The 16,603-nt window shown below is 34.2% G+C and carries 9 protein-coding genes; all 9 read left to right on the plus strand.

Annotation, left to right across the window (positions count from 1 at the left end):
* The 9 genes from ABXT67_RS11910 to ABXT67_RS11950 all read left to right on the plus strand — a co-directional run bounded on the left by ABXT67_RS11910 (position 1) and on the right by ABXT67_RS11950 (position 16,591).
* Positions 1–2,394: a cytochrome c biogenesis protein CcdA gene (locus ABXT67_RS11910; protein ID WP_415374268.1), complete on the plus strand. Its 2,394-nt coding sequence runs from the start codon at positions 1–3 to the stop codon at positions 2,392–2,394.
* 373 nt (positions 2,395–2,767) lie between these two features.
* Positions 2,768–3,136, plus strand: a complete 369-nt coding sequence (locus tag ABXT67_RS11915) for an alpha/beta hydrolase-fold protein (protein ID WP_415374269.1) — start codon at positions 2,768–2,770, stop codon at positions 3,134–3,136.
* A complete protein-coding gene (locus ABXT67_RS11920) occupies positions 3,111–3,533 on the plus strand; it encodes an alpha/beta hydrolase-fold protein (protein WP_415374270.1) in 423 nt (140 codons plus the stop codon). Before ABXT67_RS11915 ends, ABXT67_RS11920 begins: the two co-directional genes overlap by 26 nt.
* A complete protein-coding gene (locus ABXT67_RS11925) occupies positions 3,490–3,735 on the plus strand; it encodes a hypothetical protein (protein WP_415374271.1) in 246 nt (81 codons plus the stop codon). Before ABXT67_RS11920 ends, ABXT67_RS11925 begins: the two co-directional genes overlap by 44 nt.
* A gap of 119 nt (positions 3,736–3,854) precedes the next feature.
* Positions 3,855–6,653, plus strand: coding sequence for a triple tyrosine motif-containing protein (locus tag ABXT67_RS11930; RefSeq protein WP_415374272.1), 2,799 nt, complete (start codon positions 3,855–3,857; stop codon positions 6,651–6,653).
* A gap of 321 nt (positions 6,654–6,974) precedes the next feature.
* Positions 6,975–10,124 (plus strand): glycoside hydrolase family 2 TIM barrel-domain containing protein, encoded by a 3,150-nt coding sequence (locus tag ABXT67_RS11935; protein WP_415374273.1) that lies wholly within the window; start codon positions 6,975–6,977, stop codon positions 10,122–10,124.
* Positions 10,125–10,132: 8 nt separating this feature from the next.
* The gene (locus tag ABXT67_RS11940) at positions 10,133–12,094 is read left to right on the plus strand and encodes a carbohydrate-binding protein (protein ID WP_415374274.1); all 1,962 of its coding nucleotides are present in this window, start codon (positions 10,133–10,135) and stop codon (positions 12,092–12,094) included.
* 43 nt (positions 12,095–12,137) lie between these two features.
* Positions 12,138–12,962, plus strand: coding sequence for a family 16 glycosylhydrolase (locus ABXT67_RS11945; protein ID WP_415374275.1), 825 nt, complete (start codon positions 12,138–12,140; stop codon positions 12,960–12,962).
* Between the two features lie 167 nt (positions 12,963–13,129).
* Positions 13,130–16,591 carry a hypothetical protein gene (locus ABXT67_RS11950; RefSeq protein WP_415374276.1) on the plus strand — a complete coding sequence of 1,154 codons (3,462 nt, stop codon included), beginning with the start codon at positions 13,130–13,132 and terminating at the stop codon, positions 16,589–16,591.
* Positions 16,592–16,603 lie beyond the last annotated feature (12 nt).

Raw genomic sequence — 16,603 nt, forward strand, 5'->3', positions numbered from 1 at the left:
ATGAAAAAACTTGTAACGACTTTATTAGTACTACTGATTTCAATTTCGGCATTTAGCCAAATTTTAGAGCCTGTAAAATGGACCACCGAAATAAAAAAAACAGGGGATGATACGTATGATTTGATGTGGCACGCTTCTATTGAAGAAAATTGGCACTTATACAGCATACGACCTATCGGGGGTTTAGGGCCGTTCCCTACAGAATTTGAGTACAACAACGATAATAAAAAGTTTGAATTGGTAGGCGATTTAACAGAAAATGAACCACATACTAGTTATGATAAAATCTTTGAGATGGAACTTTCCTATCACGATCTCGAAGCAACCTTTACTCAAAAAATAAAAGTTTTAGATCCTGCATTAGCAAAAATTACAGGAGAGATTATTTTCCAAACCTGTGATGATAAGCAATGTATTTTTCCGCAAAAAGGGTTCGAGTTTAATTTTGGGAGAGCGCATATATTTGGAGAAGAATCCCAAATGTTTGAACCCGTTACCTGGGAGACAGAAATTAGAAAAATAGGGGCAAACACCTACGAGCTTGTTTATACTGCTGCTATTGAAGACACATGGCATTTGTACTCTATAAATCCTTATGATTGGGAAGCAGATCCAACAGTAATTGGTCCAAACCCAACATCGTTTAGAACAGATGACAAAGCGGTGGAAATGATTGGGGAGTTACAACAATTAGGAAAACCTAAAGTAAGCTATGATAAGGTGTTCGAAATGGATTTAGAATACTTTGACAACAACGCGATTTTTCTACAAACAATTAAGGTAAAAGATGCTTCGGTAACTACTATTAGCACAACGATAGATTATCAGACCTGTGATGATGAAAAGTGTATTTTTCCTGCGGCAGATTTTCAGTTTAAAGTACCCAGTCAAGATACAGAAATTGTTTCATCAAGGTCAGACGTAGATGCTAGTAGTGATGCTAAAGAGGAAAAAGAAGGGGACTCTAGAGGAATGTGGACTATCTTTTTTGTAGCATTTCTTTCCGGTTTTGCGGCACTGCTAACACCTTGCGTTTTCCCAATGATTCCACTAACAGTAAGTTTCTTCACCAAACAGAGTAAAAACAGAGCAGTAGGAATTAGAAATGCAATATTATATGGTGTTTCAATTGTAGTTATTTATGTTTTTTTAGGCTACGTAGTTACGAAGATATTTGGGGCAGACTCGCTTAACGCGCTGTCCACCAATGTTTGGTTTAATATTATATTCTTTGTACTTCTAGTTGTTTTTGCCGTATCGTTTTTAGGTGCTTTTGAGATAACATTACCACAATCTTGGGCAAATAAGGTAGATAGTAAAGCTGACAAAGGCGGTATTATAGGAATCTTTTTTATGGCGCTAGCGCTAGCAGTAGTATCTTTCTCTTGTACAGGTCCTATAGTAGGCACTTTGCTTGTTGAAGCTGCTTCAAAAGGAGGTCTAGCTCCCGTTATAGGTATGTTTGGATTTTCACTGGCAATCGCTTTACCATTTGCATTGTTTGCAATGTTTCCAGGTTGGCTTAACTCATTACCTAAAAGTGGCGGTTGGCTTAATACGGTAAAAGTAGTACTTGGATTTTTAGAGTTGGCCTTAGCCTTTAAATTTTTATCACAAGCAGACCTTGTATTGCAAATGCATCTTCTAGAAAGAGAAGTCTTTATTGCTATTTGGATTGCTGTTTTTGGAGCATTGGCCTTGTACCTCTTCGGGAAAATAAAACTTCCGCACGATGGTCCGCTTACTCATATTTCTGTAGGTAGAATGCTGTTAGGATTAGCGACATTAACATTTGTCGTTTATATGATTCCTGGTTTATGGGGTGCTCCTTTAAACTTAATAAGTGCGTTCCCACCACCACAAGAATATAGTGAATCACCTTACGGGGTTGGTTTTTCTAAACTTGGAGGTGGAACTGCTGCGGCTCATTCTGAGCTGCCTGATGGAGGACATTTGATGGCGCCTCATGATATTTTACATTTCAAAGACTACGAGCAAGGTTTGGCATACGCAAAAGAAGTAGGTAAGCCAGTAATGATAGATTTTACGGGGTATGCCTGTGTTAACTGCCGTAAAATGGAACAAAATGTTTGGACAAAAGGAAATGTATTGTCTATTTTAAAAAATGAGGTGGTTTTAATATCATTATATGTAGATGATAAAAGAGAGCTGCCAGAAGAGGAAAAATATACCAGTAAAGAAACGGGTAGAAAAGTAAAAACCATTGGTAATAAATGGAGTGATTTGCAGATTACACGCTACAAAGCAAATGCGCAGCCTTTATATATCTTAATGGATCACAATGAAGAGAACCTCGTTAAACCTGTAGGGTATACTCCAGATGTAGATGAGTATGAGAAATGGTTAAATGCTGGTATAGCAAATTTTAAATAACACCTTGAATAATAATTGTTAAGTCCTGTTTATATAGACAGGACTTTTTTTAACAAAAAAGAGCACTACTTTAAAAGTAGCGCTCTAAACAAACCTAATGGAACTTAGTAAATCTAAAAAATTATCAAACACTACTCTAAATCCCCATTACAAAATAGTATTTAATAAACATATTACTAATTCACTTTCAAAAGTAATACCCTCTTTCTTTTAACACAATAGGTGTTTATACCTGTTTTTTAAAATAAGCGTTTTAGTCAAACGGACCTTTTATAATTAACAAAACATTAATTAACATAGTGTAATAATTATTCATTTGATTAGTAGTTTCACGCTAAAAGTAAAATTAATATGCGGTATAGTTTTGTTTTTTGTGGTATCTACTTTTTCTTACGCTATTACTAACAATACGTCAAAAAGCAATAACTTAAACGGTTTAATTCCTAAAGTCCAACTTCCTAATTTAAAGCTTAAAATTATAGAAAATGAAGCCATAGTTGGTAAACTACATCGCTATGATTCTTTTCCAACAAAATACATCACACCACGAACAGTAGATATTTGGCTTCCTAATAATTACGATATCTCAAAAAAATATACTGTATTGTATATGAATGATGGTCAAGATCTTTTTGATCCAATGGTAGATTTTAGAAAGTCAGAAATGGAAATTGACGAATCTATTACAAGACTTATAAAAGAGGCTAAAATAAAAGATGCCATTGTTGCAGGGGGTATATAATATTAGCAGTGAGCGCACACAAGATTACTTTCCTCAAAAACCCATCGATTTACTTCCAGTAAAGACAAAGGACTCTTTAATTAAAATGGTAAGATCGATTGATAGAGATTTTAAAATAAACTCTGATAATTACCTAAACTTTATAACAAAGGAACTCAAGCCTTACGTTGATGCAGAGTACTCTTCTGCTATAGATAATCAAAATACGTACTTGGCAGGAGTAAGTATGGGAGGTTTGATATCGATGTATGCAGTTTGTCAATATCCAGAAATTTTTGGCGGTGCCATAGGCATGAGTACCCATTGGGTTGGAGCAGTGCCGAGTACTGGAAATCCAATGCCAGCAGCCTTCTTTGATTATATGCGAAAAAAATTTACCATCACCAGTCGCAAATAAATTTTATTTTGATTTTGGAAATATAGGGCTTGATAAGTTCTATACACAATACGAAGAAGAAGTAAATAGTGTTTTTGCCGATGCTAGTTATTCATCAAAATTATTTCAGATTTTAAAATTTGATGGCGATACTCATAATGTAACATATTGGCAGCCAAGTTTCCCAGATGCCATACAAATGATGATCGGCATTGAGAATTAGAAATTAGTGACATTCGATTTAAATTATTTGAGAATGCGGCCCTATTTTTTATAAAATGAGGTTGGAATATGATTTAATTTTGCAGATATTTATAATACTTTTAAATTTAAAATATGTGGATGCGATTTTTTAAAACTTTATCTTTCTTTGTTATATCTATAAGTTCAGCTTGTTTTTCTCAGGAATTACCTCCCATACTCAATTATACATCTACTAATTATGGTGCTGGTAATCAAAACTGGGCTATTACACAAAACGATGAAAAATTTATTTATGCAGCTAATAACGATGGTTTATTAGAATATAATGGCACTAACTGGAAGCTATATCCTTCCTCCAATAATACTATAACACGTTCGGTTCTTGCTGTAAAAGATAAGGTTTATAGTGGAAGTTATATGGATTTTGGTTTTTGGAAAAAAAACTTGCAAGGAACACAAGAATACACTTCACTCGCAGATTCTTTAAAACTAATTGAGGATGAACAATTTTGGAATATTCTGGAATATGAAAACTGGATTCTTTTTCAATCTTTAAATAGAATTTATATATATGATACCTTAACAAGTGGCGTATCAATTATTAATTCAAAAGAGAATATCAATAAAATATTTAAGGTTAATGAGGTTATTTATTTTCACGTAATTGGTGAGGGACTTTATACCGTTAATAACGGTAAAAAGTCACTAATTAGTGATGCCAGCCTTTTTAAGAATGATTTAATCGTTGGGGTTTTTAATATTAATGGTGATTTACTCTGTGTGAGTCAGCAAAGTGGTATTTATAAAATTAATGATACTGTTCTTGAAATTTGGGATGCTTCAGTCAATCAAAAAATTAAGGACTTAAATATTTACACCTCCATTAAACTTCGGGATGAGTCAATTCTCTTAGGGACCATTTCCAACGGTATTTTGAAATTTACCAGTAAAGGCGTTCCAGTGTTTACAATAAATCAATATAATGGTTTGGCCGATAATACGGCATTGTCCCTTTTTGAAGATGTTAAAAATAATGTTTGGGTAGGTTTAGACAACGGAATTGATTGTATTAATGTCGCTTCTCCTGTTTTAAGCTATGTGGATCGTTCTGGGAGTATAGGAACGACTTACGCATCAACAGTATATAAGGGAAACCTTTACTTAGGGACAAATCAAGGACTTTTTTATAAAAAATTACAGTCTCAAGATACTTTTACACTTATAGAGGGAACAAATGGTCAAGTATGGGATCTTTCTGTAATAGATGAAACACTGTTTTGTGGTCATAATAGAGGTACATTTATTATTGAAAATTTTCAAGCAGAATTAATTTCAGCTGAAATGGGAACTTGGATAATTAAAAAAATCCCAGGAAATAGTCAACTTTTACTTCAAGGAAGTTATAGTGGATTGAACGTTCTACAAAAAAAAGAGGGTACTTGGGAATGGCGAAATAAAATTGCAGGATTTGATAATTCATCGAGATATATAGAGTTTTTTGACCAAAGTAAAATTTTGGTAAGCCATGAATATAAAGGGGTATATGAAATTGAATTAGATCAATCATTTAACAGAGTTCTTTCTGTCAAAAAAAATGAAAGTGTTTCAAAAGGTGCTAATTCAAGTTTAGTTTATTTCGATAAGGGTATTGTTTACGCCAATGAAGAAGGTGTTTTTAAGTATAAACCTGAAGAAGAAGTTTTCGAGAAAGTACTATTATTATCATCAGTTTTTGATGAGGACACTTATACATCTGGTAAATTAGTAGTCGATGATGCATTCAATTTATGGGTTTTCACTCAAAATTATATCAATATCATTTCAAAACAACCATTAAACGACAGCTACAAAATAAAAAAGATAGCGATACCTCAAGGTTTACGTCAGGAAATGAAGGGGTTTGAAAATATATTTGAGATAAATCCCAATCTATACCTGTTCGGGAATTCAAATGGGTATCTCATTCTTAATCTTGATAACTTAACCCAAGAATCAGAAAATGATATTTTTCTTAACGAAATCACCGTAGGTACTTCAAAAGAAAATTTAATTAGGATTGCAGATACGGTTTCATCATTTAAAGCCAGCAAAAATTTTATATCATTTAAATATAGCGTTCCTGTATATAGTAAATTTTTTAAAGTGAGCTATAAATATAACCTTATCCATAATGGTAAGACCAGCTTCAGCCATTGGTATAATAATAGTGATGTCTCTTTTGAAAATTTAGAACACGGTGATTATATCTTTAAGGTACAAGCAAAAATTAATAATACGATATTAGATAGCCAGGCGGAGCATAGTTTTACTATACAGCGGCCTTGGTATTTGAGTATAACAGCAATTATTGTTTATGTTATAATATTAATATTATTTTTCATCATTATCAATTCATCGTATAAACGATATTATAGAAAACAACGAAAGGATTTACTCGAAAAACGGGATCGACAAGGAGCTATGAAGGACCTTGCGTCACAAAAAGAGATTATTCAATTAAGAAATGAAAAACTTCGGCAAGAGATTGATGCACGCAACAGAGAGTTAGCGATATCAACTATGAGTATGATAAAGAAGAACAATGTTTTAAACGAGTTTAAGGAAGATCTTTTAATGCTAGATACAGATAAAAACTTGAAACCACTATTAGATAAAATTGATAATTCAATAAACGACAAAGAAGATTGGAAGTTTTTTGAAGAAGCTTTTAATCACGCTGACAAGGATTTTTTCAAAAAAGTAAAATCATTGCATCCAGAATTAACTCCTAATGATCTTCGAATGTGTGTTTACTTAAGGCTAAATCTTTCATCGAAAGAAATTTCACCACTACTTAATATTACATTCAGAAGTGTAGAGGTTAAGCGGTATCGCCTCAGGAAAAAAATGAATCTTTCGCATGATATTAGCCTGACAAATTATATTCTTGAATTATAAGCTTCGTAACACCCTTATTTTACCCATACATAAACACAACAGGCGCTTCAGTTGTTGCTTTTTTCTTAAAATTAACATAAAAGAGGATTTCACACAATATGAATAAGAGCCTAGCCTAATTGGAGATTTCATAATTTTCGGCAGGAGATATTATTGTGTATATTTTTTATTGTGGTGTTTTTTATCATTTTCACATACAATAGGTCATATATTTACACTTACGAGTGATTTTAATGCATTTCCTTAGGTTATAGGGAAGTTCATTGTAATAAGTTGCTAGATTGATTGCCAAAAAATTAGACTAACTCAAACAATAAAAGAATGAAAAACAATTTCTTAAGATTAATTCTCTTTTTATTTATTACATCAACATTTGGCCAAGTTGATAAAATTGAAGTGATAAATAACAGCGACGGAATTAAATTAACCGTTAACGGAAAAGATTTTATGATTAATGGTATGAATTGGGATTATGTGCCGATTGGAACCAATTATTCATATAATTTATGGTCTAAGTCTGACAGCTTTATTAAAACAGCACTCGACACCGAAATGAGCTTACTCAAAAATATGGGTGTAAACGCAATTAGAGTTTATACTGGTATGCAGCCAAAATGGGTTAAATACATTTATGAGAATTATGGTATATATACTATGATCAATCATTCTTTTGGCCGCTATGGATTAACACTAAACGGAACTTGGATTCCAAACACAGAGTATTCAGATCCTGAAACGCAGAGATATCTTATAAACGAGGCTATTAATATGGCCAATGATTTTAAAGATACGCCTGGGCTTCTTTTATTCATGTTAGGGAACGAAAACAACTATGGTCTTTCTTGGGGCGGTGCAGCAACAGAGGATATTCCAATCGAAACTGAAGGGACTGTTATTACAAGAGCGAGATCGATGTATAAGCTCATGAATGAAGCCGTATTGAAGATAAAAAAAATAGACAGTAAACATCCTGTAGCTATCTGTAATGGTGATTTATTGTATTTAGATTTAGTAGCTGAGCATCTTCCGGCTATGGATATATATGCTACAAACATGTATAGGGGTGAATCCTTTGGTGATGCTTTTGATAGAGTTAAGAATGAGCTTAATAAACCAATAATGTTTGCTGAATTTGGTTCAGACGCCTTCAATGCTATAAAAAACAAAGAGGATCAGAAAATGCAGGCTTATTATATGGTAGAGAATTGGAATGAAATTTATTCCAATGCCGCAGGTTTAGGTAAAGCACAAAACTCGTTAGGTGGTTTTACATTTCAATGGGCAGATGGCTGGTGGAAAGATGGACAAACTAAAGATTTAGATATTCATAATACTCGAGGAATTTGGACAAGTGGTGGCTATACACTAGATACGGAAAACGGTTCAAAAAACATGAATGAGGAATGGTTTGGTATATGTGCAAAAGGACCAACAGATGCAAGAGGACTTTTCGATTTGTATCCGCGTGCGTCATATTATGCTTTAAAAGAAGCACACCAATTAAATCCTTATGGTGAAGGGGTAGATCTAGATTTTGTTCAAAATCACTTTAAGAATATTAATTTAATGGATGCCGTTTTGCGTGCTAGAGGAGATAAAGCAGCCCTTGGTGGTAGTGATACAGAGAAGCTGAGGATTAGTCGACTTAGTGCAAATTTCACGACGTTTAATACTGGTGGTAGCCTAATCACTACGCCAGACACACCAGATCCTAGTGGAAACACATTTCCAAATCAATTGGGGTTTGATCATATGCAATCTTATTTTGTTGGGATTGAAGGAAACCCGTCATCAAATATGAGAGCTAACGTTAATTTCAACGTTATTGGTAAAGTAGCTGAGAATCCAATTGATGAGATTTTTTACGAAAATAGAGGCAGACCAGTAACTATGATTGATGGAAACAATCAAGAGGTTATTGTGAATGATATAAATAGAGTGAACGTTTATGATGCAGAATTTGAATGGAATGCAAAAGATTTTGACTTAAGGGGATTTTATAGAACGGGTCATTACCATTGGCAATATGAGGGAGATTTCTTTGGTCTATACCCAGAGGCAAATTATGGACCTAATTTAGATATTTATGGTGGTGAAATTTTAGGCGCTGAAATAGATGGGAAAGGTATCTTTGATGGTTTAAAAGCGGCTATTGGACCTCAATTATGGTGGGGTGCAAATCCAACTATGTTATTCAAATACCAACGAAATTTTGGAGAATTTAAAGTTGCGGGTATTTATCATAGAGATATTGAGAGAGAGATACAATTTGATGAAAATGGACAACGTGTTTTAAATCAAAATCAAGTTCGAAGTGGTGTTATTCCTGGTTTTCCTATGGAAAGAGCAACGATTGCTGTGGAGAGAGACTTCGGGAATATTGGTTTAACCGTAGGTGGTATTTGGGGTGGTAGACCGTTAAACGGCAGCTCTTTTCAAGATGTAAGAGATGGTATTGTGTTTAAAGATGAAATTAAGGGTGATGATAATTGGGGTGGTAAAGCCAAAATCACCTATCAAAAAGGAGCAATTAATTGGTATGGTCAAGGCGCAGTAATGGGATTAGTTGCTGGAGGTGGAGCAGACGCTACAAGAACCTTTACTGGATGGCAATTAAAAGATACGGGTAGCGGAAACCAAGCAAACCTCTTGACAGGTTTTACCTACACTATTGGCGATTTTCAAATTGCACCTAACTTTTTATGGCAAAAACCATTGGTGGATGCAATGCCAAACAATGTTAACGCACCTGGTCGTCTAAGAAACTTTATAGATGATCCATTTGCTGTTCGTGCTAACCGAGAAACTCAAGCTGGTGAATTGCTATTAACATTTGATCCAACACCCGGTACTTGGATGTATGAATGGGATAACGACAGGGCAGAAGATGCTATATTTGCAATGAATTTAGGGTTTGTATACCGTCATCTTCCAACAACAATGGATGCTCATATTGGTTTTCTTGCTTCTCGTGAGTTCTTTGCATTTAATTCCGCAGCACCAGCAGAAGACTTATGGGAGATTCATACAAGAATGGTTTCTAAACTAACATCAGATTTAGGGCTTATAGGGAATTTCTATTACGGTAATGGACAAGCTAATGGAGATAGTGAAAGATTAATTAAGCGATTTGGTGGAAATATAAGGGCTATTTATAAGACAATGAAATTAGAAACTCATGTTAAAATTAATGATTGGGGACCTTTTGATTATCATAGAGATTTTAACTTGACGTACCCAGTGCAATTGATGTTAGATTTATCTACCTCACTAGGAAAGCCAGATTGGTTTATATTACCTAGTACCACTATCGGTTTAAGAGGGACTTGGAGGTCTCTAGATCAATTCTCACCAAGGTTTTCTCCTTTGGCGGGTCCAGAATTTGGTGTACCACCATTAAGTCCAGTAGGGGTTCCTGATGGCTCTGAGTGGGAGATTAGAACGTACGTAACTATTAATATTGGAAAATAAAATTTCAAATGATGAAAAATATAAGATTTATAAATTTTAAAGGAATGACCTTTTTATTGTTAATTTTAGTATTGGCAATAGGATGTGAAAGAGAACTTTCTGATAATGCGACGGTGGCAACATTTTCAACAACAGGCGAAATTTTTACAGATGGTCCTGTTGGATTGGGAGAAGATTTTTATTTTCCTTTTGGAGGCTCAAAATTTGATGCCGCCTCTTTTGATGGGGAAGGTTTTGAAAGTTTAGTGTCAATTCGAATTGACGTGCCAAATGCAGATGATCCAACAGGAAATTATGCAGGAGCAATTTTAAGAGTTGATGGGGCAGGTAGAGATTTAAGAGGATACGATGCGCTAACATTTTATGCGAAAGCATCCCAAGGTGTTGTTTTGGGTGAGGTTGGATATGGTACCGATTTCTTAGAGGACAAATATCGAGTGGCTGTGCAAAATTTAAGTCTAGGAACCAATTGGGCAAAATATACCATTCCCATTCCGGATGCATTAAAGTTAGTCGAAGAAAGAGGTCTGTTTTGGTATTCTTTGGGAACTCAAAATACAGGTGGCTTAGGGTATACCGTTTGGTTTGATGATATAAAGTTTGAAAAGTTAGGTAATATTGCACAGCCTAGGCCAAAAATATTAAATGGTGAAGACCAATTCTTAGAGACTTTTAATGAATCTGTTTTTCCTATTGGAGGCTTAACACAAACTTTTAATTTAGCTAATGGTTTGGATCAAGTTGTTCTTGCTTCACCGGCATATTTTACATTTTCATCTTCAAACACAAGTGTTGCCACTGTTAATGAGCAAGGTGAAGTTACCGTGGTGGGTGCAAGCCTACCGGATCCAGTTACAGGAGAGTTAATTCCTGCTGTAATTACTGCTACAATGAATGAATTAGAAGCTGAAGGTTCTTTAACCCTAGCGTCTTTTGGGGCATTTGAACTAGCTCCAGTGCCTGATGAAGCTCCAGAAAATGTAATTTCCCTATTTAGTGATTCTTACGAAGATGTACCTGTAGATTATTACAATGGATTCTTTAATGGTGATGGCCAAACTACCCAAGGAGGAGCTCCTCCAATTAATGTAGGTGGTGGAGAAGTTATAAATTATACGAATTTAAATTTCGTTGGTATTGGAACGTTCTTGAATGTACAACCTATTGATGCAACACAAATGACCCACCTTCACGTTGATATTAATGTGCAAGAACCTGTAACTTCAGGAGATTTTATTAGGTTACAAATACTCAATGGTGTGCAAACGACTAATGAACTATCAGGTTCATTTACTATATTCGATACAGATTTAGTTACAAACGGATGGGCTAGCTATGATATTCCGCTTGGAGATTTTGCTGGATTGTCTGCTAAAGACGCCTTAGGATTATTATTCTTTATTTCAGACACAACAGTTTCTAATATTTATGTAGACAATATTTACTATTACAGAGAGGTTTTAGAAGCTTCTCCTAATGTCGATGATTCTGCTGCTACTGAAGTAGCATTACCGATAGGTTTTGAATCTACTTCTTTAACTTATGATTTTGGAGGATTTGAAGGTGCTGAATCAGAAATAATAGCAAATCCTGATGCAACAGGAATTAACCCTACTGGAAATGTAATGAGAACTATCAAAACAGAGGGGGCTCAATTCTTTGCTGGAACTTTTCTAAACTTAGATGCACCAATTGATATGTCTTCTTCTAAGAAGTTTAGAATGAAAATTTGGTCTCCTAAAGCAGGAATTCCAATTAAAGTTCGCCTAGAGAATGCCGATAATTCTATAGGTATAGAGGTTGATGTAACAACAACTACTACGAATCAATGGGAAGAATTAGAATGGGATTTTACAGGTCAAAACAATGCCGCAGCCTTTGTTAAAATTGTAGTTTTCTTCGAGTTTATAGATGGTGTACCTGGTGATGGAAGCACCTACTATTTTGATGATCTACAAATAATCGATTAACCTATACACTATGAATAAGAGATTTAATTTTAAAAAATTAGAAATGAAAAAGTCAGCTATTTTATCAGGGTTATTAATTTTAGTATCGATAGTGATACTTTCAAGTTGTTCTACTGATGAAACACAAGTGGTAACCACTTTTGAAAATTTGGTTATGTCTGATGAATTTGATTCCAACGGGGAACCAAATCCAGCCATGTGGAGTTTTGACATTGGTAATGGGGCAGCGCAAGGCATACCAGGTTGGGGAAATAATGAGCTGCAATATTATACAGACAGACCTCAAAATGTTGTTATTGAAGATGGGATGTTAAAAATAACAGCACGTCAAGAATCTTTTGAAGGTGCTGGATATACATCAGCAAGGATTCAAACAAAGGATAAATTTGAAAAAAAATACGGCCGTTTTGAAGCGAGAATCCAGTTGCCATGGAGCCAAGGATTGTGGCCAGCGTTTTGGTTGTTAGGTTCAAATTCTGATGAAGTTACTTGGCCAGCTTGTGGTGAAATTGACATTATGGAAAACAGGGGTCAAGAACCAACATTAATCACAGGGAGTGTGCACGGACCTGGTTACTCTGCGGGCGAAGCTATCTCTAAAAATTTTGAATTAGAAGAGGGTCGTTTTGATACAGAGTTCCATATTTTTGGTATAGAATGGGGGCCTGGCTATATTAACTTTTATGTCGACGATGTGCTGTACAATCAACTTACACCTGCTGATGTTACAGGCGAGTGGGTTTTTGACGACCAACCGTTCTATATAATTATGAATGTTGCTGTTGGAGGAAATTATTCTGGTCCACCTAATGAGAACAGCGTCTTCCCACAAACTATGTTAGTGGATTATATTCGAATTTACGAATAATCAGATTCAATAAAAACAAGAGAATAAAAAAGGTCGAGTGTGTAACTCGACCTTTTTCCAAGTAAAATTTGAGGCAACTCAAATATATATTTGTCCTATTCAATTAACCATCAACTATACATATATCGTCCGTGACGATTCAAATCTTGTTGATATTTTAAAATGCAATGAATAAAAAAGCAATATTTATAGGGAATCAACCTGCTTCCTTTCAAGATCTTGAGATCACAGGAGAATTAATCACCATAGAAGGTGAAGTATATTATAAAATATCCAACAGTGATCAAATGAGACCTTTCTTTATGAGTCTCGTTAGTAACTCTGATCACTGGATGTTTATTTCTAGTAATGGAGGTTTGTCTGCTGGAAGGAAAAACTCTGAATATGCCCTTTTTCCTTACTATACCGATGATAAAATAACAGAATCTGCTGAAATCACTGGGAGTAAAACAATACTTCAAGTTTTTAAAAACGATACCACATTTCTCTGGGAACCATTTTCAGGTAATTATAACGGCGCCTATAGTATTAAGCGTAATTTATATAAAAGTAAATATGGTAATAAGGTTATTTTTGAAGAACATAATCTTGATCTTGATCTTACTTTTAACTACCATTGGAATACTAGTAATCTTTTCGGTTTTGTTAAAAAATCGAGCTTGGTAAATAATGCTGATACCTCCGTTGAAGTTTCTGTGTTAGATGGTCTTCAAAATATTGTTCCTTATGGTGTAGGAGCAGATTTACAAAACGGATATAGTAATTTAGTAGATGCCTACAAGAAAAGTGAGCTAGAAGCTGAAACTGGTGTTGGTATTTTTGCCCTGAGCGCCATAATAGTTGATAAAGCAGAGCCTAGTGAGGCGCTTAAATCAAATATTGTTTGGTCATTAGGCATTAAAAATCCTACCTATTTAATATCTTCTTTACAACTTAATAATTTCAGAAGAGGAAAAGAAGTTCAACAGGAAACAGACATTAAAGCTGAAAAAGGGGCTTATTTTATAGGTACTGATGTTACTTTAAATGCTCAAGAAAAGAGCGATTGGATGCTTATTGCAAATGTAAATCAATCCATTAGTGACATTGTTTATATTTCTGAAAAAATAAAGAACGATCGGGATCTTGTAGATTTGATTCAAAACGACATTGAAGCAGGAACCAAAAACTTATTAGAACTCGCTGGAGCTTCGGATGCTATTCAATTAAGTAAGAATAGATTAAGAAATACTAGGCATTTTTCAAACACACTTTTTAATATTATGAGGGGTGGTATTTTTGATGATAATTATCAAATTGAAAAGTTCGACTTTGTGAAATATATTGCAAAGGCAAATAAAAAAGTATTTAAAAAGAAAGGTAAACTATTAAATAATCTTCCTGATAGTTTTAGCTTAAATCATATAAAAAGTATTGCTGAAAACGACGCCGACAGAAATTTTAAACGTCTTTGTTTTGAATACTTACCATTAAAATTTAGTAGAAGACATGGTGATCCAAGTCGCCCTTGGAATCAATTTTCGATCAATACGCGAAGTGAAGTTGATGGTTCAAAAATATTAGACTACGAGGGAAATTGGCGGGATATTTTTCAAAACTGGGAGGCCTTAGCGCATTCATATCCTGAGTTTATTGAAAGTATGATTCATAAATTTTTGAATGCGACAACTTTTGATGGCTACAATCCATACCGAGTTACAAAAGGTGGATTTGATTGGGAAACCATTGAGCCTGATGATCCTTGGTCTTACATAGGGTATTGGGGAGATCATCAAATCATTTACTTACTCAAGTTCTTAGAATTTATAGAAGCACACTATCCTGGTAAATTAGCAAGTTATTTTAATCAAGATATTTTTGTGTATGCCAATGTACCTTATAAAATAAAAAGCTACAAAGATATTTTAGCGAATCCAAAAGACACCATTGATTTTGATTCAAAATCAGAGGCTAAAATTCATCAAAAAAGAATTGAATTGGGTGTTGATGGTGCTTTGTTAAGAGATGAAAATTTCTTTATTTATAAGGTCAACTTAGTCGAAAAATTATTGGCTACAGTGTTAGCAAAAATTTCAAATTTTATTCCAGAAGCAGGTATTTGGTTAAACACGCAACGCCCAGAATGGAATGACGCTAATAATGCTCTGGTAGGAAATGGAGTTTCCATGGTAACTTTATATTATTTGAGACGCTTTTTATGCTTTTTTGAAACCGTTGTTAAAAGTATGCCAGAGGGCGATTGTGAAATTTCAATTGAGTTATCTGTATTTTTCGATAAAGTTTTAAAGACATTAAATAACAATCAACACATTCTCTTAGGTAAGGTTTCTGATACTGATAGAAAAACAGTTTTAGATGGCCTTGGTAATGCGGGTAGTGATTATAGAGCATTTATTTATGAAAATGGATTCACAAGTAATAAAGGCTCTATATCTAAAGCTAGTTTATTAGAATTTTTCGCTATTTCTAATAGCTATTTAGAACATACTATAGACGCAAATAAACGTGATGATAAGTTATATCACGCTTATAATATAATGACTATTAAAAGTGATACTGAAATTTCAATTTCATATTTACCTGAAATGTTAGAAGGCCAAGTAGCAGTCTTAAGTTCTGGTTATATTTCTGGAGAAACTTCATTAGAGTTGTTGAATGCGTTGCGAAGCAGTGCCCTGTTCAGACCAGATCAATACAGTTATTTGTTGTATCCTGATAAAGAGTTATCGCGTTTTGTTGATAAAAATAATGTTCCTTCTACTGCTGTTGAAAAATCACAGTTACTACAAAAGCTTTTAAAGGATAATAATAAACAGATCATTGAAAAAGACGTTACGGGTAATTACCATTTTAATGGAAACTTTAATAATGCAGATAGTTTAAAGGATGCGTTATCTGAGTTGCCAGAAGACCGGTATGCATCGCTTATAAAAAAAGATACCAAAATGCTTCTAGAGACATTTGAAGAAATGTTTGATCACAAATCGTTTACAGGGCGTTCAGGAACGTTCTTCGGTTATGAAGGATTAGGGTCTATCTATTGGCATATGGTATCAAAGTTATTGTTAAGTGTACAAGAAACTTGTCTTTTAGCAGTAGAACATAATGAAAGTGAAGCTACTATTGGTAAATTATTAGATCATTATTACGAAATAAATGAAGGTATTGGTGTTCATAAATCTCCAAAACTATATGGGGCTTTTCCAACAGATCCATATTCACACACACCGGCTGGTAAAGGAGCGCAACAACCAGGAATGACAGGTCAAGTTAAAGAAGATATTTTATGCAGATTTGGCGAGCTAGGGGTATTTGTTAAAAATGGAATGCTTCAATTTAATCCTAGACTCTTAAGGGGAGAAGAATTTTTAAAAGAGCCTAAAGAGTTTACCTATACAGACATCAATAAAGAGGTTAAAACTATTCACATAGAGGCATTGTCTATTTGTTTTACTTATTGTCAAATTCCAATTATTTATAAAATTGAAGATGAGACCGCTATAAAAGTTAAGCTGAATGATAACTCAGTTATTGAATTTAGTACACTGAGTCTTGATTTAAAAACGAGTAAAACTGTTTTTGAAAGAACTGGTGAAATTGATCATATTACGGTGTCATTAAAAAAATAATAATTTATTAGG

It is taken from the genome of Patiriisocius sp. Uisw_017, assembly GCF_047731265.1.
GTDB lineage: Bacteria > Bacteroidota > Bacteroidia > Flavobacteriales > Flavobacteriaceae > Patiriisocius.